This is a genomic window from Paractinoplanes ferrugineus (genome assembly GCF_016862195.1).
GTDB classification, from domain to species: Bacteria; Actinomycetota; Actinomycetes; order Mycobacteriales; family Micromonosporaceae; genus Actinoplanes; species Actinoplanes ferrugineus.
This window is the reverse complement of the sequence record NZ_BOMM01000044.1, coordinates 46,008-67,057: the sequence shown is the minus strand read 5'-3', so window position 1 is coordinate 67,057 and position 21,050 is coordinate 46,008. Positions and strand designations below refer to the sequence as shown.

The 21,050-nt window shown below is 72.0% G+C and carries 17 protein-coding genes; 5 read left to right on the top strand and 12 right to left on the bottom strand.

Annotated elements, in window-relative coordinates:
* Positions 1-63: 63 nt before the first annotated feature.
* The 3 genes from Afe05nite_RS23630 to Afe05nite_RS23620 form a co-directional block, all read right to left on the bottom strand.
* Positions 64-1,611, bottom strand: a complete 1,548-nt coding sequence (locus Afe05nite_RS23630; RefSeq protein WP_203819356.1) for a long-chain-fatty-acid--CoA ligase — start codon at positions 1,609-1,611, stop codon at positions 64-66.
* 632 nt (positions 1,612-2,243) lie between these two features.
* The gene (locus Afe05nite_RS23625) at positions 2,244-4,601 is read right to left on the bottom strand and encodes an ABC transporter permease (protein ID WP_203819355.1); all 2,358 of its coding nucleotides are present in this window, start codon (positions 4,599-4,601) and stop codon (positions 2,244-2,246) included.
* On the bottom strand, positions 4,598-5,365 hold the full coding sequence (locus Afe05nite_RS23620; protein WP_203819354.1) for an ABC transporter ATP-binding protein: 768 nt from the start codon (positions 5,363-5,365) through the stop codon (positions 4,598-4,600). Before Afe05nite_RS23620 ends, Afe05nite_RS23625 begins: the two co-directional genes overlap by 4 nt.
* 108 nt (positions 5,366-5,473) lie before the next feature.
* Between Afe05nite_RS23620 and Afe05nite_RS23615 the strand changes: the two genes are divergently transcribed.
* Complete coding sequence (locus Afe05nite_RS23615) at positions 5,474-6,712, top strand: sensor histidine kinase (RefSeq protein WP_203819353.1); 1,239 nt, start codon at positions 5,474-5,476, stop codon at positions 6,710-6,712.
* Between the two features lie 133 nt (positions 6,713-6,845).
* Here Afe05nite_RS23615 and Afe05nite_RS23610 read toward each other — a convergent pair whose 3' ends face one another.
* Positions 6,846-9,113 carry a catalase gene (locus Afe05nite_RS23610; RefSeq protein WP_203819383.1) on the bottom strand — a complete coding sequence of 756 codons (2,268 nt, stop codon included), beginning with the start codon at positions 9,111-9,113 and terminating at the stop codon, positions 6,846-6,848.
* A gap of 117 nt (positions 9,114-9,230) precedes the next feature.
* Positions 9,231-9,494, bottom strand: coding sequence for a DUF6582 domain-containing protein (locus Afe05nite_RS23605; protein ID WP_203819352.1), 264 nt, complete (start codon positions 9,492-9,494; stop codon positions 9,231-9,233).
* Between the two features lie 80 nt (positions 9,495-9,574).
* Between Afe05nite_RS23605 and Afe05nite_RS23600 the strand changes: the two genes are divergently transcribed.
* The gene (locus Afe05nite_RS23600) at positions 9,575-10,216 is read left to right on the top strand and encodes a response regulator transcription factor (RefSeq protein WP_203819351.1); all 642 of its coding nucleotides are present in this window, start codon (positions 9,575-9,577) and stop codon (positions 10,214-10,216) included.
* On the opposite strand, the gene Afe05nite_RS23595 is transcribed toward Afe05nite_RS23600, so the two are convergent.
* Genes Afe05nite_RS23595 through Afe05nite_RS23575 form a run of 5 tightly spaced genes read right to left on the bottom strand, consistent with a single transcriptional unit; the run spans position 10,140 to position 15,783 of the window.
* Positions 10,140-11,378, bottom strand: coding sequence for an O-antigen ligase family protein (locus Afe05nite_RS23595; RefSeq protein ID WP_203819350.1), 1,239 nt, complete (start codon positions 11,376-11,378; stop codon positions 10,140-10,142). The two genes, Afe05nite_RS23600 and Afe05nite_RS23595, sit on opposite strands and share 77 nt — an antisense overlap.
* Positions 11,375-12,667 (bottom strand): lipopolysaccharide biosynthesis protein, encoded by a 1,293-nt coding sequence (locus Afe05nite_RS23590; RefSeq protein ID WP_203819349.1) that lies wholly within the window; start codon positions 12,665-12,667, stop codon positions 11,375-11,377. The genes Afe05nite_RS23595 and Afe05nite_RS23590 overlap by 4 nt, the downstream gene beginning before the upstream one ends.
* A 4-nt stretch (positions 12,668-12,671) precedes the next feature.
* Positions 12,672-13,358: a sugar transferase gene (locus Afe05nite_RS23585; protein WP_239118143.1), complete on the bottom strand. Its 687-nt coding sequence runs from the start codon at positions 13,356-13,358 to the stop codon at positions 12,672-12,674.
* A gap of 8 nt (positions 13,359-13,366) precedes the next feature.
* Complete coding sequence (locus tag Afe05nite_RS23580; RefSeq protein ID WP_203819347.1) at positions 13,367-14,377, bottom strand: glycosyltransferase family 2 protein; 1,011 nt, start codon at positions 14,375-14,377, stop codon at positions 13,367-13,369.
* A complete protein-coding gene (locus tag Afe05nite_RS23575; RefSeq protein WP_239118142.1) occupies positions 14,374-15,783 on the bottom strand; it encodes a tyrosine-protein kinase domain-containing protein in 1,410 nt (469 codons plus the stop codon). Before Afe05nite_RS23575 ends, Afe05nite_RS23580 begins: the two co-directional genes overlap by 4 nt.
* Positions 15,784-15,926: 143 nt before the next feature.
* Between Afe05nite_RS23575 and Afe05nite_RS23570 the strand changes: the two genes are divergently transcribed.
* Positions 15,927-17,741, top strand: a complete 1,815-nt coding sequence (locus Afe05nite_RS23570) for a nucleoside-diphosphate sugar epimerase/dehydratase (RefSeq protein WP_239118141.1) — start codon at positions 15,927-15,929, stop codon at positions 17,739-17,741.
* A gap of 83 nt (positions 17,742-17,824) precedes the next feature.
* On the opposite strand, the gene Afe05nite_RS23565 is transcribed toward Afe05nite_RS23570, so the two are convergent.
* Positions 17,825-19,030 (bottom strand): Rieske 2Fe-2S domain-containing protein, encoded by a 1,206-nt coding sequence (locus Afe05nite_RS23565; RefSeq protein ID WP_203819346.1) that lies wholly within the window; start codon positions 19,028-19,030, stop codon positions 17,825-17,827.
* Positions 19,031-19,068: 38 nt separating this feature from the next.
* On the opposite strand from Afe05nite_RS23565, the gene Afe05nite_RS23560 reads away from it, so the two are divergent.
* Complete coding sequence (locus tag Afe05nite_RS23560; RefSeq protein WP_203819345.1) at positions 19,069-19,899, top strand: DUF1028 domain-containing protein; 831 nt, start codon at positions 19,069-19,071, stop codon at positions 19,897-19,899.
* Here the strand turns inward: Afe05nite_RS23560 and Afe05nite_RS23555 are convergent.
* Positions 19,881-20,474, bottom strand: a complete 594-nt coding sequence (locus Afe05nite_RS23555) for a GNAT family N-acetyltransferase (RefSeq protein ID WP_203819344.1) — start codon at positions 20,472-20,474, stop codon at positions 19,881-19,883. The two genes, Afe05nite_RS23560 and Afe05nite_RS23555, sit on opposite strands and share 19 nt — an antisense overlap.
* Positions 20,475-20,501: 27 nt before the next feature.
* On the opposite strand from Afe05nite_RS23555, the gene Afe05nite_RS23550 reads away from it, so the two are divergent.
* Positions 20,502-21,005 (top strand): GyrI-like domain-containing protein, encoded by a 504-nt coding sequence (locus tag Afe05nite_RS23550; protein ID WP_203819343.1) that lies wholly within the window; start codon positions 20,502-20,504, stop codon positions 21,003-21,005.
* Positions 21,006-21,050 lie beyond the last annotated feature (45 nt).

The following is a 21,050-nucleotide window of genomic DNA, read 5'->3' as shown; positions in this document are numbered from 1 at the left end:
AGGCATGGATACCGCCGGTCCTACTGTGCGGTATCCACGCAAGTGATCATCCTCCGGGGTGGCTCAGCTCAACTCTCGCTTGAGGAGCTTGCCGGTCGCCGTCATCGGCAGGGACTCGACGATCGCGACCAGACGCGGGTATTTGTAGGCCGCCATCTGCTCCCGGCCCCACGCGATGAGCTCGTCCTCGGTCGCCGACACGCCGTCCTTGAGGATCACGAACGCCTTGACCTCCTCGCCGTGACTGTCGTGCGGCACCCCGATGACCGCCGCGAGCGAGACGGCCGGGTGCGTCATCAGCACCTCCTCGATCTCCCGCGGGTAGACGTTGAACCCACCCCGGATGATCATGTCCTTGGCCCGGTCGACGACGTAGTACCAGCCGTCCTTGTCCCGGCGCCCCAGGTCCCCGCTGCGGAACCAGCCGTCGCGGATCACCTCGGCGGTCGCCTCCGGCCGCCCCAGGTAACCGCGCATGATGTTGTGCCCGCGGATCGCGATCTCGCCGATCTCGTCGGCGCCCTCGATCGTGTTCCACTGCTCGTCGATCAACTTCACCTCGACGCCCCAGATCGGCACCCCGATCGAGCCCGGCCGCGGATCGGCTTCCGGCTGACTGAAGGTGGCCACCGGCGACGTCTCGGACAGCCCGTACCCCTCCAGGATGGTCAGGCCGAGCCGCTCCTTGACCGCCCGGATGATCTCCACCGGCAAACTCGACCCACCGGACACCGCCACCCGCATGTTGGCCGCGATCCGGGCCACGTCGACGTCGTCGGTGAGCGCGTTGAGCAGCCCCCAGTACATCGTCGGAACCCCCGCGAAGAACGTGACGTTCTCGCTCTCCAGCAGCTTGACCGCCGCCGCCGCGTCGAACCGGGGCAGCAGCACGAGCGTCGCCCCGACCGAGAAGCCGGCGTTCATGTTGACGGTCGACCCGAAGGAATGGAACAACGGCAGCACCAGCAGGTGCGTGTCCGTCCCCGGCTTGCTCCCGAACAGCCGATTGCAGGTGAGCGCGTTCAGCACCAGGTTGGAGTGGCTGAGCTCGGCGCCCTTGGACTGGCCCGTGGTGCCACTGGTGTAGAGCACGACGGCGGGGTCGGTCTCCGGCAGCAACACCGGCTCGAACACCGGCGCCTGCCCGGCCAGAGCCTGCCCCAGCGTCTCCACCCCGTCGATCGGCGACGCCGCCGCCGGGTCCGCGGTGATCAGGACGAAGTGCTCACACCCGGCACTCTGCCCGAACCCGGCGTGCCCCTGCGCGCCCATCGGCAGCTCAGCCGTGCCCTCGAAGCAGAAGTAGGCCTTGGCCTGCGAATCCGCGAGGTGGTAGGCGATCTCCCGCCCCTTGAGCAACACGTTCAGCGGCACCACCACCGCGCCGGCCTTCAGAATGCCGTAATAGACCACCGGAAAATACGGCAGATTCGGGCACGAGAGCGCCACCTTGTCCCCGGGCCGGATGCCCCGCTCGACCAGAAGGTTGGCCACCTGATTGGCCGCCGCGTCGACCTGTGCATAGGTGAGCCGCTGCCCGCCGAGAACGACCGCCGCCCGCTCCGGATAGTTGCGAGCGCTGTCCTCCAGCAAAATGGAGAGGTTAAGCATGCGTCGTTCCCCTTCATGATCGTCCTGCGGCCCCGCCCCCCATCCCAGCACGCCACCCCCCTTGTGCGAACCCTCCGTTTCGCTCTTGTTTCCCCTTCGTTGCCCACTCGCCGGCCCAGCCGGGCGCTCCTTTCCCGCCCCCAGCCGCCCCGTTCTTCCCTCCCGGCTCGCCGCCCCTCACCCGCATCGACGACCGGCCCCGGTCCCTGCCCGGCCACCGCGTTCGCCCGGCCACCGCGTTCGCCCGGCCGCCGCGCTGCCCCTCGCCACCACTTGGCCTGATCTGCCCCATCCGCCCACCCTCACCGGTCGGCCCCGCCCCGGTCCGCCTTCTGCAGCCGGCTGTCGGTGCGGCGCATCGCGAGGTGCGGCGCACCGCGCTTGGTCGGCACCGGTCGCGGCCTCGGTCGATCTTGGTTTACCTGGCCCGCCGCCTCGACGGCGGTGGGCGCCGTTCCCGGCATAGGTCGGCACTCATTGACGTCCGCGCCTTCGAGGGCCACCACGCGCGGTGGCACGTAGCGGTAGGCGGGCACAGCTACTCCCGCTGTGCCTGTGCCGGTCGCGCCCCCGCCCGGCTCGGGGCGGGGGCGCGGCTGGATTCGCGGGGCGGGGCTGGGGTGGCTTCGCGGTCAGGTGGCGCTGCGGGATCGGCGTAGGACCGGGAGGGTGGTGGCGGCCAGGGCTACCACGGTGCACGTCGCGATGACTGCGGCGGCTGTGCCCCAGGGGACGACCAAGGCGACTGCGCGGTCGAGTTCGGCTTCCACGGCGGCGCGGACACCGCTCAGCGAGGCCACCGCGACCCCGGCTCCCAGGAGCGTGCCGACGGCGACGGCGAGCAGGGCTTCGGCTGAGGTGACGCGCAGGATCTGAGCCTCGGTCGCGCCGGCCAGGCGCAGTGTGCGGAACTCCGGGCGCCGGGCGGAGGTGGCCATCAGCAGCGTGTTGGCGACGGCCAGGCCGGTGTAGCCGACCGTGAGACCGATCAGCACCAGCAGGAACAGGTCGATCAGTTCGCCCTCCTCGTCGATCTCGATCTGCACGTAATCGCGCGCCGACATCGGCCGCGCCCCGACCGAGGCGACCGGTGGACCGTTGAGCAGCACCGCGCTGGTGAGCGCGGCGGGGTCGTGCTGACGGGCGAGCTCCCGCGGAACCAGGATGCCGGCTCCCGCGGCGGCCCTGATCGCCCGGACGGGCAGCGCCGCCGTGGAGCCGTCCGCCCATCGCACGTCGAGGGTCGTCCCGACGGAGGCGTGCAGATCCTTGGCCCGGGTCTTGTCGAGCACGACGCCGCCGGAGCTGCCGGCCGGGCCGGGGCCGAGCTCGGAAGGCGGGGCGCCCTCCGCGTCGTAGCCGGCCGTGGTCGCCCCTCGGGTCACCAGAAGCCGGGTCGGCAGGTGGGAGGTGCCGGCCTGGGCCTGCACGGCGGTCTCGGCCAGGCCGGGGACGCCGTCGGGGGCGAGCACGACCGTGGCCGGGATGTTGTCGGCGTCGTGCTGGCCCTGTACGTCGTCGATCGTGGCGACCGTGCCGGTGAGCAGCACGGTGAAGCCGACGGTCAGGAGAACGGGCGCCGCTGTCGAGGCCACCCGGCGGACCGCGATCAGGGTGCCCTCGCGCACCAGCATGCCGGTTGCCGCGCCGCGCCACGGCCAGGTCACCAGGCGGACCAGCGGGACGATCACGATCGGGGCCAGCGCCGCGGCCGCGGTCAGCAGGAGCATCGCGGCGCCCAGGCCGGCGCTCGACTGGTCGGTGGTCGCCATCATCGGCATCGTCACCAGCAACAGGGTGCCGAGGGCGGCCGTGGCGGCACCGGCGATCCACCGGAGGGGAGTCATCGCGCGGCGTTCGACGGCCGCCTCCCGCAACGCGTCGAGCGCCGGGGCGCGGCTCGCCCGCCGGGCCGCGACGGCGACGCCGGCCAGCGCGACCACGACGCCGAGAACGAAGGACCCGGCCAGCGCCGCCGGCTGCATGGTCACCGTGAACCCGGCCGGCTCCAGACCGGTGTCGACCAGCGGACCAGTGAGCAGGGGCGCGGTGAGCGCGCCGAGCGGCAGACCGGCGAGAGCGGCCATGGTCGAGATGACGAGCGTTTCCGCGTACATCAATCGGCGCACCTGACCCGGAGTCGCGCCGACCGCTCGCAGCAGGCCGATCTCACGCCGCCGCTGTGCGGCGCCGAGAGCGCAGGTCGAAGCCACGACGAAGACCGCGACGAAGCCGCCCAGCACGACCATCGCGATCAGCAGTTGCGCACCGAGCCAGCGGGTCCGCGTCACGCTCACCGGTTCGAGGGAGTCGCGCGCCCCGCCCGAGACGACCTCGCCGGCCGGACCGACCACGCCCCGGGCCGCCCCCGCGACCGCCTCGGCGTCGCCGTCCACGGTCAGGCCGATGACCCGGACGCCGGCGGACATGCGCAGCGCCTCGCGGTCCGCGACGTAGAACCCGGGGCCGTCGACCGTGCCGGTGACGGTCCACGTGGCCGGGCCGGCGGCGGTGAGCACCGGCATGCGGCTGCCGGGTGCGACCCCAGCGACCACGACCTCCCCGGGCCCTCGCGGTGCGGTGCCGGCGGCGAGCCGGTAGCCGCCGAGCGCGGCTGAGGACCAGGCGTGCCCGGCCAGCAGGGCATCCTGGGGATCGCCGGCCGGGCGGCCGGCGATCACCCGCTGCGCGTAGAAGACGGGGTCGACGGCCGCGGCCGTGACTCCGGGCAGCTTGGCCAGCTCGCCGGACAACCTGATCGCCTCGCCGGCCGTCCACGACTGGTATTCCGGCTCGCCGAAGGCGTTGTCGCCGACCGAGGGGGAGCGGACCAGCACCGGTGCGGAGTTGTATCGCTCCGGCGCCTCGGGCCGGGACGACAGGTAGATCGTGGTGGCGCCGGCGACGACCGCCACGCCCAGCGCGACGGCGACGAACGTGCCCGCGAAAGCGGCGAACCGATGCCGCACCATCGCCCAGGCGAGCCTCACGACAGCACCTCCGCCGGGCGGCCCTCCTCGAGGCGGGCCGTGCGGAGCGCGATCTCCTGCGCTCCGCACGGCCCGGTCAGGAAGTCGACCACCCGGCCGTCGGCCAGGAACAGCACCCGGTCGGCGTGCGCGGCCGCGAACGGGTCGTGAGTGACCATCACGACGGTCTGGCCGTGCCGGTCGACCGACGCGCGCAGCAGCCGCAGCACCTCGCGGCCGGACGCCGCGTCGAGCGCCCCGGTCGGTTCGTCGGCGAACAGCACCGCGGGGCGGGTGACCAGGGCCCGCGCGATCGCCACCCGCTGCTGCTGACCGCCGGACAGCTCGCTGGGCCGATGGTCGGCGCGCTTGGCCAGACCCACCTCGCCGAGCATCGCGGTGACCTCGCCGGCCGCCGGCTTGCGACCGGCCAGCCGCAGCGGCAGCGCGACATTCTGCGCCGCGGTCAACGCCGCGACCAGGTTGAACGCCTGGAAGACGAACCCCACCCGCTCGCGGCGCAGCCTGGTCAGCACCCGCTCGGACAAGCCGGCCACAGGCGTGCCGTCGATGATCACCTCGCCGCCGGTGGCCCGGTCGAGGCCGGCCGCGCAGTGCAGCAGAGTCGACTTGCCGGAGCCGGACGGCCCCATCACCGCGGTGAACGTGCCCGCGGGGAAGATCAGGTCGAGATCGTCGAGCGCGGTCACGGTGCGCTCGCCCGAACCGTAGGTCTTGGTGACACCCCGCAGCTCGACGGCCGGTGGATTGTTCGCCGTTGTCATGGCGATCAGCTAACCGGTCCGGAGCAGTGGGCACAGTAGAGCTGGATGTAGTTCCGAGGTATATCCAGCACTACCGACAAACGAGTCCGCCACCGGTAGCGTCGCCCCATGCCGGTTCGCAACGCGCTCGAAGCGCTCACGATGCGGCCGACGGAGTTCCTGCGGTCGGCCTGGCCCTGGCGGTCCCTGGCCTACCTGGCCGGCGGAGCGATGCTGGGGATCGCGACGTTCCTCGCCGTCCTGGGGCTGCTGGTCGCGGGCCTCGTGCTGTCGGTGGTGGTGATCGGCATCGCCGGCTATGTGGCCACCGCGCTGTCCGGGGTGGCGGTCGGCCGGCTCGAGCGGCGGCGCATGCGTCTGGTCGACCAGGTCGCGCTGCCCGACCCGCACCGGCCGGCCCCGCACGCGGGCGTCCGGGCGTGGGTGACGCTGCGGTTGCGGGAGCAGGCGACGTGGCGCGAGCTGGGTTACACGATGCTGTCGGCGCTGATGCTGTGCTGGATGGACGCGGTCGTGGTCGCCGCCGCTGTCTACCTGCCCCTGATGTTTCTCGCCGGCCCGATCTACATCGACGACGAGCCGTTGTCCCGGACGCTGCCGATGGCCCTGGTGGGGGTGCCGCTGGCGATCGTCGCGGCCTACCCGGTGACCGCCTGGGCGGGGGCGCGGGCGGCCATGGCGCGGGCGATCCTGGCGCCGCGGGTCCATGACGCCGACGCCAAGCTGGTCGAGGTGACCCAGTCCCGGGCGCGCCTGGTCGACGCGTTCGAGCTGGAACGGCGGCGCATCGAGCGCGACCTGCACGACGGTGCCCAGCAGCGGCTCGTCGCGCTGACCATCCAGCTCGGCCTGGCCCGCCTGGAGCTGCCGGCCGGCTCGGCGGCCTCCGAGCAGGTGTCGCACGCCCATGAGCTGGCCAAGCAGGCCCTGACCGAGGTGCGCGAGCTGATCCGCGGGGTCCATCCGAAGGTGCTTACCGACAGGGGCCTGGCGGCGGCGGTGAACGAGGTCGCGGCGGCCGCCCCGCTGCCGGTCGAGGTGTGCGTCCGCCTGTCCGGCCGGCTGCCGTCGCAGGTCGAGGTAACGGCCTATTTCGTCGTCACCGAGGCACTGACCAACGTGGCCAAGCACAGTTCGGCCCAGCGTGCCGTGGTCAGCGCCGAGGTGGTGGCCGGCCGCATCGTCCTCGAGGTTCGGGACGACGGGCGGGGCGGCGCGGATCCGTCGCGGGGGTCGGGCTTGATCGGACTCGCCGACCGGGTTGCCGCGGTCGACGGCGCGGTGGCCCTGTCCAGCCCGCCGGGCGGTCCCACACTGCTGCGAGTGGAGATTCCCGTGCCGCCCTGACCCCCGGGCCCGCACCGGAGCTTCGCCCGCAGGGAAATGAAGCGCTCGCCACCCGCCGGGGCGGCGGGTGACGAGCGCGGAGGCGGCGGGTGACGAGCGTGCGGGGTGACGAGCGCGGGCGGGCCGGAGCGGGTCAGCTGACCGTGGCCGGGAACCGTTCCCAGACGCGGTGCGCCGGGAGCAGCTGCTGGAGGGCGGCCAGGGCGGCCTCGCCGGAGTTCTCGGACAGCACGCCCGGGGTTCCGACGACGCCGGCCGCGTCCAGGACGGCCGCGCCGGAGCCCCACGCGCAGATCGCCTTGGCGTGCCGCCAGCTCTCTTCGATCAGCAGGAGCACCCGCGGGTCGACCAGGGAAGCCGGGCCGCTGCCGGAGCCGGCCTTCGCGTCCCGGGCCGGGAGGGCGTCCGGCGCCGGGGCGGGAGCGCCGGCGATGAGCAGGGCGTCGAACTCCACCGAGCGGGCGGTGGCGAACGTGCGCTGGACGTCGAGGCCGTCCACCTTGCCGCCGTGGGCGGCGATCACCAGGGGCAGCATGCCGGCGGCGAAGATGGCGGTGCGGACCTCGTCCACGTCCGGGTCGGGGGCCTCGGCGTCGACCACGATGCCGATGACGCGGCCATCGGCCGGCCACAGCTGGCCCACCTGGGAGAGAGCGGCGCTCGGCTCGACCTCGGCCAGCGGCTGGGTCGGGGACGGGGCGGGCAGGCCCAGGCCGGTCGCCACCTCCGAACACAGCACGGGGTCGATGTTGGCCAGGCACTGGAGCTGGCGTTCCTTGATCACCTGCTCGTAGCACTTGCCCAGCTCGAAGGTGTACGCCCGGATGATGTGTTCCTTCTCGACCGGGGTCATGCTCTGCCAGAACAGGCGCACCTGGCTGTAGTGGTCGTCGAAGGAGGCCGGGTTCTCGCGGATCTTGGGCGCGGCCGCCACCACCACCGGGACGTCGAGGAACGCGTGCGAGGCGTCGTCGGCCTCGAACGGGTTGCCGCCGTCCAGGGAGTTCGGGCGGTACGGGGCCACGCCGGCGTGCACGGCCTGCTGGTGGAAGCCGTCCCGGAGCATGTCGTTGACCGGCGCGTGCGGGCGGTTGATCGGGATCTGCGAGAAGTTCGGGCCGGCCAGCCGGGTCAACTGGGTGTCCAGGTAGGAGAACAGCCGGCCCTGCAGCAGCGGGTCGTTGGTGACGTCGATGCCGGGGACCAGGTTGCCCAGGTGGAAGGCGACCTGCTCGGTCTCGGCGAAGAAGTTGGTGGGGGTCCGGTTCAGGACCAGCTTGCCGACGGCCTGAACCGGGGCCAGCTCCTCGGGCACGATCTTGGTGGGGTCGAGCAGGTCGATGCCGGCGAACGTCTCGTCCGGGGTGTCCGGGAAGACCTGCAGGCCCAGTTCCCACTCGGGGTAGGCGCCGGCCTCGATGGCGTCGTAGAGGTCACGGCGGTGGAAGTCGGGGTCGACACCCGCGGCGATCTGCGCCTCCTCCCATTCGAGGGAGTGCACGCCGAGCTTGGGCTTCCAGTGGAACTTCGCCAGCGCCGTCTCGCCGGCCTCGTTGACCAGGCGGAAGGTGTGGACGCCGAAGCCCTCCATGGTGCGGTACGAACGCGGGATGCCTCGGTCCGACATGTTCCAGATCGTGTGGTGCTGGGCCTCGGTGTGCAACGAGACGAAGTCCCAGAACGTGTCGTGTGCGCTCTGCGCCTGCGGGATCTCGCGGTCCGGGTGCGGCTTGCCGGCGTGGATGACGTCCGGGAACTTGATCGCGTCCTGGATGAAGAACACCGGAATGTTGTTGCCGACCAGGTCGAACGTGCCCTCGTCGGTGTAGAACTTGGTGGCGAAGCCGCGGGTGTCACGGACTGTGTCGGCCGAGCCGCGCGAGCCGAGCACGGTCGAGAACCGGACGAAGACCTGGGTCTCCTTGCCCTTGGCGAGGAACCCGGCCCGGCTCACGCCCTCGGCGGTGCCGTAACCGGTGAACGTGCCGTGCGCGCCGGTGCCGCGGGCGTGCACGACCCGCTCGGGGATCCGTTCGTGGTCGAAGTGCGTGATCTTCTCGCGGAAGTGGTGGTCCTGCAGCAGGATCGGGCCGCGCGGGCCGGCCTTCAGCGAGTGGTCGGTGTCCCGCAGCCGCGCGCCGTTGGCGGTGGTCAGGAACGCGCCCTGCTGACCCTTGGCGGTCGGCGGGACGTCGGTGGGGGCACCCGTGGGCGTACGCGTGTCGGGGGTGCCCTGCTCGCTTTTCGGCGGCAGCGGGTCCTGCGGGGTGGTCGGCTCCGCCAGCGAGGGAACACCGCTGCCCGGGGATCCTGGAACTTGATCGGGCCGCGCGTCGGCAACCTTCGCCGCCGCCGCCTCGACGACGTCCTTGAGCACGCGCCCCGGCTTGGAGCTGTCCATCTGGGTGTCCTCCATCATGTCGGCAGTGGTGGACCGCGTACCCCGGTTCGGGCGTCACTAACGGTAGATCAATCGAGTATTTCGTCCCTTTCGTGGAGCCGGCCGCGTCCGGAAGGCTCAGGGCTTGCCAAGTTCGTGCCAGCTCGTCTCGGTCATCTCGACGCCGAACTTGGCCGCCGCCTTCTCGATCCGCCGGAAGGCCTCGTCCCGCTCGGTGTCGGAGACGTCCTTGACCTGGTCGAAGCGGGCGATCGCGTTCCGTACGTGGCGGGCGTCGCTGAGCGGCTCCTTGCGTAGCCGGGGAAACGCGAAGGCGCTGTCCGGCATGGCGCTGCGCTCGTCGGCGTCGAGTTCGTTCGAGGTCTGCTTCTTCGTGGCCATGTGCGGCGCGTACCCCGCCGGGCCGCGGTCAATCGTCCGGGCCGGTAGCTTGACGGGGCATCCGAGGAGGGGAGCGCGCGTTGCGGGTCGTGATCGCCGAGGACGGCATCCTCGTCCGGGAGGGTGTCGCGGGTCTGCTGCGGCGGTTCGGCCATGACGTGGTCGCGGCCGTGGGTGACGCGCAGGCGCTGCTTCGGGCGGTTGCCGAGCACCGCCCCGACATCGTGGTGACCGACGTGCGGATGCCGCCCGGGTTCAGCGACGAGGGCCTGCGGGCGGCGATCGCGTTGCGCGCCACCGATCCGGCCCTGCCGGTGGTGGTGCTCAGCCAGTTCGTGGCGCCCACCTACGCGGCCGAGCTGCTCGACTCCGGCAAGGAGGCCGGCATCGGCTATCTGCTGAAGGACCGGGTCGGCGACGTGACCGAGTTCGTCGGCGCGCTCGAGGCGGTCGGGCGGGGGCGCACGGTGGTGGATCCGGAGGTGGTCCGCCAGCTGCTGGGCCGGCGCAAGGATCCGCTGAGCCTGCTGACCGCGCGGGAGCGGGAGGTGCTCGCGCTGATGGCGGAGGGCCGCTCGAACACGGCGATCGCCCGCTCGCTGGTGGTGAGCGAGGCAGCGGTGGCCAAGCACATCGGCAGCGTGCTCACCAAGCTCGACCTGCCCCCGGACGGCGAGGATCACCGGCGGGTGCGGGCGGTCCTCGCCTACCTGCGGGGCTGACCGTGGCGAGCAGGAAGAAGATCCACATCAGCCGGTGGTCGTAGTAGTCGCCGGAGAACAGGCTCGCGCCGAGGATGTAGATCGCGCAGTAGGCGGCGGCCCGGGCCGGCCGGGACCGCTCCGGCTTGGGGGTCCGGGCGTATTCCGCGCGGATCGACCAGAACGCCAGGAGCAGCAGGAGTACGCCCACCGCCCCGCCCTCGGCCGCGACCGCCAGGGGCAGGTTGTGCACGTACTTCTCGCCCGGCCCGAGATTGGTGATGGCGTAGAAGCCGTGCACGCCGACGCCGAAGACCGGACTCTCGACGAACAACCAGAAGCCCTTCTCGTAGAGCACGTCCCGGTCCGAGGTGTGCCGCTGTTGCAGGGTGGTGGCCAGGTAACGGTTGTTGATCAGCAGCATGATCTGGTCGCCGAACAGCAGCCAGACCACGGCGCCGACCATCGGCAGCGTGGACAGCGGCTTGAGCGCGCCGTGCCGCCGCATGAACCGGACCAGGCTGGGAAACGCCGGCACCACGATGATGCCGAGCGCGACCAGGCCGCCCCGGGAGCCCGAGGCGATCGCGCCGACCAGGAACAGCGGTGCGGCGGCCAGCCAGGCGAACTTGCCGCCGCTGCGGAAGTAGAAGTACGCCGCCGCGATCATGCCGAGCACCTCGACGCGTACGTAGACGTTGGGTCCGCCGCCGAAGGCCGCCCACCGGCCGGCCGCCGTGCGACCGTGCCCGGACGCCGAGTAGACGAAGTACAGCCAGGCAGCGGCGTACTGGAGGTACATGGTGACGACCACGACGCGGTCGCGGTCCCATTCGGCGAGGGCGGTGTAGACGACGACCAGCACGACCATCGCGATCAGGTCACCCATCACGTCGTTGATGACCGCGTTGGGCGGCGCCCACGCGGCCGACATCAGCTGGTAGCCGAACAGCAGGAGGACGGGCTGCAGGGTGCGCCGGGCCGAGTCGGTGTGCAGCGGGTGGAAGCCGGCGTGGTGGATCTCCAGGGCGAACGCCATCAGGACGGCGGAGAAGAACAGCACGCGTACGTCGTTGAGGACCGGCACCGACAGGCCGATCCGGGTGAGGGTGAAGTGCCCGGCCAGGGTGGCGACGAAGGCGGCCGTGACGATGATCGGGCTGGGCCGCGGCCGGTCGATCACGGTTGCGACTTCCGGGCCGTGGTCGGGAACGCGTACAGCAGCGTGACGTAGGAGGACCCGGCGAGCAGCAGGGCCGCCACCCAGAAGCCGACGAGCGCGGCCGGCAGGGCCGGCAGCACCAGGGACGCGCCCAGGGTGCACAGGACCTCGGCGGCCAGGCAGCCGACGAGCAGCCCGGCGGTCACCGGCGCCTCCCGCAGCGCGTCGATGGTGGGCCGCGCCGCGTAGAACATGGCGAGCGGGATGGACACCGGCACCCCGAAGCGCACGACGTCCTCGCCGCCGACGAACGAGGCGCCGAGGAACGAGCGCAGCACCGGGGTGGCCGCGACCACGAACACCAGGCTGATCACCGCCGCCACGCCGGCCGCGGCGAACGGCAGCAGTCGTAGCCCGCGGGCCAGTTCGGCGCCGAACCCGCGCCCGGCCGCGGCGGTGGCGTCGGCGTGGCCGCTGAGACGGGGCAGCAGGACCGGCGAGAGCATGCCGAAGAGCGAGCAGATCAGCGTGATCGCCGATCCGGCGAAGCCGATGTAGCCGACGTCGGCGGGGCTGGGTGACGTGCTCGCCACGAAGAACGTCGGGAAGGCGAACAGCCCCGGCAGCGCGATGTCGCCGGGCGTACGGCGCAGGCCGTAGCGGACCAGCACGCGCAGGGGCGGCGCGGGCCGGGGGTTGGTCCCGACCGGGTCGCCGGCCATCCCGACGACCCACCAGGCCAGGGCGGCCATGGCCGCGCCCTGCACGATGAGGAAGACGTCGATGCGGGTGGTGACGGCGAAGGCGAGGATCGGCACGAGGCCGTAGCCGGCCAGCGAGGCGAGGTTCGAGCGGCCGGCCCGGCCGGTGCCGCGCAGGGCCGCCACCGCCGCGGTGAGCAGGCAGTTCCCGGCGGTCATCACCAGCACGGCGCGCACCTCGGCACCGCCGCCGATGCGGAACAGCCGGCCGATGTCGTCGGCGAGCGCGATGGTGAGCAGACCGAGCACGTTGAGGGTGGCGACCTCGAGCAGGAACGCCTGGCGGGCCAGCAGGCCGACCCGCCGGCCGGCCCGGGGGAGGTATCGGTGCAGTGCCTGGGCCAGTCCGAACAGCGCGAGCGGCTGCACGGTGGAGACGACGCCGCGGGCGATCTGGTAGTAGGCGAAGCCGAGCACCCCGGCGCGGACCGCGACGAGGTGGAACAGCAGCAGGCCGGAGGCGAGCGTCAGCCAGTGGGCGAGGAACGTGGCGAGGTAGTCCTGCCGCACCTTGGCGGGCACGCGGGCCAGGAGGCGGGGCGCCGGCACGGTCTCAGACGCGGGCCCGGACCGAGGTCACCATGCGTTGCAGCAGTTCGTCGGTGCGCGGGTGGCGCAGCAGGGCCAGGGCGGTCAACCCGAGAATCCCAAGATCAACGACGTAACTTCGGTTCTGCACGTACGCCATGGCGAGGTCCAGCTTGCCGGGGCGGATCATCTCGAAGTACGCGACGTGCGGATCGGCCCGCCCCTCGATCAGCATGTCCTGGTTGCGGTAGCGGATGGACGCCCAGTCGGTGATCCCCGGCCGTACGTCAAGCAGGTGTTTCTGCTGTTCGTCGTAGTGCTCGGCGTCCCAGACCGTGGGCGGCCGCGGCCCGACGAGACTCATCTCGCCGCGCAGCACGTTCACCAGCTGGGGCAGCTCGTCGAGCTTCCACCGGCGCAGGAACCGGCCGGTGGGGGTGAGGCTCGGGTCGTCGCCCGGGGTGACGTGCAGGCCGAGCTGGTCGGCGCCGATCGCCATGCTGCGGAACTTCAGGATGCGGAAGGTACGGCCGTGGCGACCGACCCGCAGGCCGCGGAAGATGACCGGGCCGTAGTCCTCGCGACGGACCCGCCAGGCGATGGCCGCGCCCAGCGGGGCGACGGCGAGCAGGCCGACCGCGGACACCACGATGTCGGTCGCGCGTTTCGCGGCCTCGTAGACCGGTGCCTCGCGGACCGGCCTCGTGCGCACCGACGTCGTCATCGGCGCCGGCCGGCCGGATCGAGCAGGCCCACGGCGGACCCGAGGCCGTAGCTGACATGGGTGGCGAAGAAGACCACCGGCATGACGACGAGCAGCCGGGGCTCGCGTTCGCGCGCCGCGATCCGGCCGGCGGAGCCGACGACCAGCACCCCGTACGTGCCGAGGACGGTGCCGGCGACGCGGCGGACCAGCTTCGAGTGCGGACCGAGGACGGCCGCCCCGGCGAGTCCGGCGACGAAGCCGAGCGGCACGCAGTTGCGCCACGACCCGATCCACCGGCCGACCGTGCGGCTGCCCTTGAACGCCCAGTACGCCGAGTTGTAGGTCCACGTGACGAACTGCTTCCAGTCGCCGCGCGGGTAGTAGGTGCAGACGATGTCCGGGATCAGCAGGATCTTGCCGCCGGCCGCCCGGAGCCGCTGGTTGAACTCGAGGTCCTGGGTGCGGTCGAGCCGCTCGTCGAACAGCCCGATCCGGTCGAAGACCGCCCGGCGGTAGCACCCGCCGAAGACGGTGTCGACCCACTTGGGCCCGGCCGCGCCGATCCGGTATTTCGCGTTCCCGGCCGCCAGCGGATGGGTGTTGGCCAGCGAGACGGCCCGGCTGAGCAGCCGTTCGTCGCGGGGCTCGGCCCGGCGCACGCCGCCGACGTTGTCCGCGTCCGGGTGCGCGACCAGGCCCTGCACGCAGCGGCGCAGGTAGTCCTTCTGGTAGACGGCGTGCACGTCGAGCCGGATGATCACGTCGCCGCGGGACTCGAGGATGCCGAGGTTGAGAGCGACCGGCTTGCTGTGGCCGGGGTTGTCGACGACTCGCAGGCGGGGTTCGCGGGCCTCGTACTTGGCCGCGATCTCCCGGGTGCCGTCGGTGCTCATCCCGTCGACCAGCAGGACCTCCATCCGGTCCGCCGGGTAGTCGTTGGCCAGCACCGAGTCGAGGAACGCGGCCACGAAACCGGCCTCGTTCCAGCACGGGATGACCACGCTGAGGAACGGCAGGCGGCTCATAGCGCACCGCTCAGCACGGCCAGGTTCCAGCCGCCGGGGCGCGGCGCCGGGGGCAGCGGCGGGCCCGAGGTGTCGGCGCTGACCGGCAGCCCGAGTCGCTTACGCGGGGCGGCGACCATGTTGAAGACCGGGCCGAGCAGCCGGGCGTCGACCGCGGCCAGGGCGCGGACGGCCGCGGTGACCTGGGTGGCGGTGGTCTTGCGGGCGCGGACGAGCAGGAGTGCCCCGTCGGCGCGGGCCGCCACCACCGCGCCGTCGGTGACCGGCAGCAGCGGCGGCGAGTCAAAGATGATCTTGTCGAAGCGGTCGCGGAGCTCGTCGATCAGCTCGCCCATCCGGGCCGAGCCGAGCAGCTCGCTGGGGTTGGGCGGCCGGTGCCCGCTGGCCAGCAGCCACAGTCCCGCGCCCCACGGCTGGAGCACCTGGTCGAGCGAGGCCGCCCCGACGAGCACGGTGGTCAGCCCGGCCGAGCCCTCCCGGCCCAGGAACCCGGCGAGCCGGGGGCGGCGCAACTCGGCGTCGACGATCAGCACCTTCTGGCCCGCCTCGGCGAACAGGATCGCCAGCCCGCACGCCGTCGACGAGCGGCCCTCGCCGGGCATCGCGCTGGTCACGGCCAGGATCTTCACCGGGTGCTCGCGGTCCGCGTACTGCACGTTGGTGCGTAGCTGGCGCAACGCCTCGGCGCGTGGCGAGCGGCTGTCCGAGACGAACGGGCCCGCCTCCCCGCGGGCCTTGCGGTCGATCGGGATCAGCGCCAGCACCGGCGTGCCGGTCAGGTCGGGCAGCACCCCGGCGAGCCGGATCGAGTTGTCGCAGACCTCGCGGATCACCCCGATCGCGGCGCCGATCAGCAGCCCGACCGCGACCGCGAGGGCGTCGTTGTGCAGCGGCCGCGGCGACACCGGCTCGGGGTCGAGCAGCACCGGCTGGACGATCTCGGCGACGATCGCCGGTCCGGCCGGGTCGGCGCGCTGCTCGAGTTCTTTCACCAGCGGCGGAAAGCGGGCGACAATGGCGTTCGCGATTGCCGAAGCGCGGGCCGGAACGCTGTCGGTGACCGTTACCGTCAGCAATACGCTACCGCCGTCGGTGATCACCGCAATGCGGTCCTCGATTTCCTCCGTGGTCAGTCCGGAATTCGTCGCCGACGCAATTTCCCGGACCATTTGATCGCCGGTCAGCAGCTCCGTGTAGGTTTTCAGGCGAGCCGAGACGAACAGCGATCCCTCGAGCACCGAGGAGGTCCCGTCCCGGGCGCTGGACAGGAAGAAGACGGCTGACGCCGCATACTCCGGGGTGGTCCGCTTGTTGATCACCTGGGTGACACCGAGCGCGACCAGAATCGTGGCGGCAACCACCCACCACTGTCGTTGCACCACCCGGAGGTAGTCGCGTATCTCCACGCGCGCTCCCCTCCGACGATCACGCCTTCACGATCAAACTAGGCGCCCTCGGCAGCGGCACGCGGCGATATCCCAAACTTCTTCCGGGGGACATCAGGTCGATTACGCTTCGCAATTGGGAAGACGGTCCGGGAGGTGCCGCTGTGACCGATGTGAAAAGGCATGCGCGGCGCTTCCCGTGGTGGGTGGCGGCGCCCGCGGTCGACTGCCTCGCCTGGGTGACCGGCCTCTACACCGCCATGCTCGCCCGGTACGAGTTCGACCTCGAAACCCGGCACCTGGCCGGGCTCGCCCCGGTCCTGGTGGTCGCGGTCGCCATGCAGATCGTCGCCGGTCAGGTCCTGCACCTCTACCGCGGCCGGCACGCGTTCGGCTCGATCGAGGAGATCCGCGTCCTGATCCGGATCGCCCTGCTCAACACCGCGGTGCTGCTGCTGGCCGACATGTGGGCGACCGACGTGACCGTGCCGGCCGGGGCGCCGGTCGTCGGCGGGTTCGCCGCGATCGTGCTGATGCTCGGGGTGCGGCTGCTGTGGCGGCTGCGCGAGGACGCCCGCTCCCGTCCCGACGCGCGCGTCGCCGCCCGGGTCCTGGTGTTCGGGGCCGGCTCGGCGGGGCGCCGGCTGCTCCAGTCGATGCTCACCGACCCCAACGGGCGGTACCTGCCGATCGGGGTGGTCGACGACGATCGCGGCAAGCGGCGGCTGCATCCGCACGGCGTACCCGTGCTCGGCAACCAGGCCGACATCCCGGCGCTCCTCGAACGTACCGGCGCGACCACCGTGGTCTTCGCCGTGGCCAACTCGAACGCCGAACTCGTGCGCGCCATCCGGGACATCACCACCTCGGCCGGCGCGCGGTTCCTCGTCGTGCCGTCGGTGGCGGAGCTGCTGGACCACGAGGTCGGCGTGCGTGACCTGCGCGAGCCCGACGTCACCGACCTGCTCGGCCGGCACCAGATCGACACCGACCTCGACGCCATCGCCGGCTACCTGACCGGCAAGCGGGTGCTTGTCACCGGGGCGGGCGGCTCGATCGGCTCCGAGCTGTGCCGGCAGATCCACCGTTTCCAGCCGGCCGAGCTGATCATGCTGGACCGCGACGAGTCGGCCCTGCACGCCGTGCTGCTCACGCTCGACCCGCAGGCCCAGCTCACCGACCCGGGACTGGTGCTGGCGTCGGTGCGCGACGCCGACCGGATGCGGCAGATCTTCCGCACCCGGAAACCGGAGGTGGTCTTCCACTCGGCCGCGCTGAAACACCTCTCGTTGCTCCAGCGCTACCCGGGCGAGGCGGTGAAGAGCAACATCTGGGGCACGCTCGCCGTCCTCGAGGCGGCCGGCGAGGTGGAGCGGTTCGTCAACATCTCCACCGACAAGGCGGCCGACCCGGTGAGCGTGCTCGGCTACACCAAACGCGTCACCGAACGGCTCACCGCCGATCAGGCACGGCGAAGTGCGGGAACCTTCCTCTCCGTACGCTTCGGCAACGTGCTCGGCAGCCGCGGGTCGGTGCTGACCACGTTCGCCGCACAGATCGCCGGCGGCGGCCCGATCACCGTTACCCACCCGGACGTCACCCGCTACCTGATGACCATCCAGGAGGCCGTGCAGCTGGTCATCCAGGCCGCCGCGATCGGGCGCGACGGTGAGGCGCTCGTGCTGGAGATGGGTGAGCCGGTGCGGATCGCCGAGCTCGCCAAGCAGATGAACCAGCTCGCGCCGAAACCGGTGGAGATCACTTACAGCGGGTTGCGGCCGGGGGAGAAGCTGAGCGAGGTGCTGTTCGGGGCGGGCGAGGTCGACCGGCGGCCGTACCATCCGTTGATCTCGCACGTCGGGGTGCCGCCGTTGGACCCGGCGTCGGTGCTGAACCTGGACGCGGACGCCGATCCCGTGCGCCTCGCCGCCGATCTGGCCGAACTGTGCGCGCTGCCGACCCTCAAACGCGCCGCCTGAGAAAGGCCGCGGGCGGGCCCGGTCGCGGCAACCACCGGGTCGCCGCCCGCGGCACTTGCGGAACCGGGCGCCGAGATCGGCGTTCAGTCCCTGGTCGGCGCTCCGCCGAGGGCGGCGGCGGGCGCGACTGCATCTTGGAAACGTCGGAGAACCCGGCGCAGGTTCACCCCGAGCAGATCGGCGCGCACGTGCAGCTCGTCACGCATGCGCAGCGGCAGACCGGGCAACCGCAGTGTTCGCTGCAGTTCGAGGTCCTCGGTCAGCACCGCCTCCTCGAAAGCGAGCTCGGAACGCAGCACGTCGGGCGTGGGATCGGCCACCCCGCCGATCCCGTGGAACAGCATCTTCGTGTAGATCCGGGTGCTGGACCGCGATTCCGGCTGGGCGAAGAACAGAATCGTCTTCACCGCGCCCGCGTCCAGCTCCTCGAGGCGCAGCATAAGCTGGAACGGCGCTCTGTACACATAGGTCGCTCGGCGCCTTTGTCGGGACGACCGCCGGCCGGCGAGCACCTCGGGATCCGCCGGATTGTCGAACCACTGCTCCTGCACGCTGCGGCAGCCCCACGGCTCCTCGGTCACCTCGTACCGTTCGACCAGTTTCTCCGCCGCCGCACCGAAGGTCCTGGCGTGCACGAACGGGAAATGGGCCACATCGAGGAAGTTGTCGGCGACGATGCCCGCCGACGCCTTGCTCCGCGCGGGTGGGAGCCAAGCTCCGACGTAGTTCTCGTCGTCGTGATCGGGATCGTCGAACAGCTCAGTGAGCGGCTTCTCCGGCGCGAGCCAGAGCAGCCCCCAGCGTTCCTGGGTGTGCTCCCGGTCCGGCCGGTAACGGCGCCCCAGCAGCTCCACCTCGGACACGTCGTCGACCCCGGCGATGCCGATCGGATGCCACGCGTACGCCAGCGACGGGTCCTCGTTGGTGAACAGATCGGCCGGATCGCCGCCCGGCAGGTCGTCCGTCGCGACCTGCACCATGCCGTCCCGCACCCGGATCCGCGGCCCCGTCGGCAGGTCGGCCCGCGGCGGCGGGTTCCCCTCCTGCGACGGCAGCGCCACACAGCTCCCGGCCGCGTCGAACTCCCAGCCGTGATAGGCGCACCGCAGCCGGCCGCCCTCGACGGTCGCGGCGGACAGCGGAACAAGGCGATGCGGGCACCGGTCCGCGAACACCACCGGCTCGGCGCCGGCCCGCGGCCGCAACACCACGAGGGGTACGCCGTGCGCCGTCACCGCCAGCGGCCGGGTGCTCACCTCAGCGTCCGATGCGATCGCCAGCCAGTCCATGCGCGCCAGTCTGCGCCTCCGGTGTTACAAAATGCGCCATGACCTTTTCGATCGTGGCCCGCTCCGCCGACGCCACCGCCCACGGGGTAGCCGTGGCCAGCAAGTTCCTCGGGGTGGGCGCGGCCGTCCCGGCCGCCCTCGCGTCGGTCGGCGCGGTGGCCACCCAGTCGTACGCCAATCTCGCCTACCGCCCGCAGGCCCTCGCCCTGCTGGCGACCGGCGTCACCGCCGCCTCGACAGTCACCGCGCTGACCGCCGCCGACGACGGCCCGATCGAACAACGGCAGGTCGGCGTGGTCGGCGTGACCGGTGCCGGCGGCACGTTCACCGGCGGCGAGTGCCACCCGTGGGCCGGCGGCACGGCCGGCGACGGTTACGCCATCCAGGGCAACATGCTCGCCGGCCCGCAGGTGGTGGACGGCATGGAGGTGGCCTGGCAGGCGTCGGCGGCGGAGACCCGGCTGGCCTACCGGCTGCTCGCGGCGCTGCGGGCGGGCGATCTCGCCGGCGGCGACCGCCGGGGCCGGCAGAGCGCGGCGCTGCTGGTGGTGGCGAAGGGCATGGGGTACGGCGGCACCAGTGACGTCTGGGTGGACCTGCGCGTGGACGACCACCCCGACCCGGTCGCCGAACTGCAGCGGCTGCTGGAGATGCACTCGCTGTACTTCGAACGCCCCGACCCGGACACCCTGATCCCGCTTACCGGCGTGGTCGCCGAGGAGGTGCGCGACCGGCTGTCCCGGGCCGGCCACACCGCCACCGACCTCGACGCCGCCCTGGCCGACTGGGCCGGTATCGAGAACCTGGAGGAACGCCTGGTCGCCGGGGCCATCGACCCCCTCGTGCTGGATCAGCTCCGGGTGTCCTGATCCCGGATGCGGGCGTGCAGGTGCATGTCGTGCCGCCCGTCGGCGTGCACGGCGTCGCTGCGCTTGGTGCCCTCCAGCCCGAAGCCGGCCTTGGTGGCGACCCGGCAGGACGCCGCGTTACGGGTGGAATGCTCGAGGTAGAGCCGGTGGAAGCCGGCCTCGCCCAGCCCCCACTCGCTGAGGGCGGTCAACGCTCGCGGTGCCAGCCCGGCGCCGCGAGCGTTCGGCAGCACCCAGTAGGCGCAGCCGGCGACACCGTCGGAGAAGTCGAACCCGCGCATCGTGATCCGCCCGAGCACCTCGTCCCCGTCGCGGGTGATCGCCCAGTGGCCGCCGGTCTCCGAACTCCAGTCCCGCCGATACTGCTCGAACCAGGCGAGCACGCCGTCGAGCCCGACCGGCTGCCGCGTGTGCCACCGCGTGATGTCCGCATCCTGATAGGCGCCGAGGAACGTCTCGGCGTCCTCGTCCGCCCACGGCCGCAGCACCAGGCCCGGGGTGGTGAGCACCGGTTGCGGCCGGCCGCTGAGGGTCCCGGCGACGATCGTGGGGGCGGTGGTCATGCCGTCGGTCATGACACGATCCTCGCCGAAGGGAGAACGATGGACATCATCGAGGCACCCGCCGTCGTCACCAAGGCGGCGCGGCCTTACCTGGGCATCCGAGTCGTCACGCCGTTCAAGGGCATGTTCGCCGTGCGTGACGAATTGATGAAAGAGCTTTACGCGTACGGCGACGGCATCCTGTTGTTCCGCCTGCACGTGGTCGACATGGCCGGCCCGATGGACATCGAGGTGGGTCTGCTGCCCGACCACCCCGCCGGGCCGGGCCCGGTTGCCGCCGGGCCTGCTGAGGATCGGGGCCGGGTTCGCGCCGGTGTCCGGCCGGCCGGCCGCTACGCGACGATGACCTACGTCAATCACGGCCGCCGCGCCCACGGCATGCTCATCGACTGGATCCGGGCCGCCGACCTCGAGCCGGACGTCACCGAGACCCCAGCCGGCGACCGGTTCGGCTGCCGCTACGAGGCCTACCTGACCGACCCCCGCACCGAGCGCATGAAGACCCGCTGGCAGATCGAACTCGCCATCCGCCTCGCCGACTGACCGCCCCCGCCGGCCTACGGCCACGCCCCGCTGATGCCACTCCCG

Coding starts and splice junctions, on each gene's coding strand:
- Afe05nite_RS23630 (WP_203819356.1), bottom strand. CDS start 1,611: ATGCTTAACCTCTCCATTTTGCTGGAGGACAGCGCTCGCAACTATCCG.
- Afe05nite_RS23560 (WP_203819345.1), top strand. CDS start 19,069: ATGACCTTTTCGATCGTGGCCCGCTCCGCCGACGCCACCGCCCACGGG.
- Afe05nite_RS23620 (WP_203819354.1), bottom strand. CDS start 5,365: ATGACAACGGCGAACAATCCACCGGCCGTCGAGCTGCGGGGTGTCACC.
- Afe05nite_RS23550 (WP_203819343.1), top strand. CDS start 20,502: ATGGACATCATCGAGGCACCCGCCGTCGTCACCAAGGCGGCGCGGCCT.
- Afe05nite_RS23555 (WP_203819344.1), bottom strand. CDS start 20,474: ATGACCGACGGCATGACCACCGCCCCCACGATCGTCGCCGGGACCCTC.
- Afe05nite_RS23610 (WP_203819383.1), bottom strand. CDS start 9,113: ATGGACAGCTCCAAGCCGGGGCGCGTGCTCAAGGACGTCGTCGAGGCG.
- Afe05nite_RS23605 (WP_203819352.1), bottom strand. CDS start 9,494: ATGGCCACGAAGAAGCAGACCTCGAACGAACTCGACGCCGACGAGCGC.
- Afe05nite_RS23580 (WP_203819347.1), bottom strand. CDS start 14,377: ATGAGCCGCCTGCCGTTCCTCAGCGTGGTCATCCCGTGCTGGAACGAG.
- Afe05nite_RS23565 (WP_203819346.1), bottom strand. CDS start 19,030: ATGGACTGGCTGGCGATCGCATCGGACGCTGAGGTGAGCACCCGGCCG.
- Afe05nite_RS23615 (WP_203819353.1), top strand. CDS start 5,474: ATGCCGGTTCGCAACGCGCTCGAAGCGCTCACGATGCGGCCGACGGAG.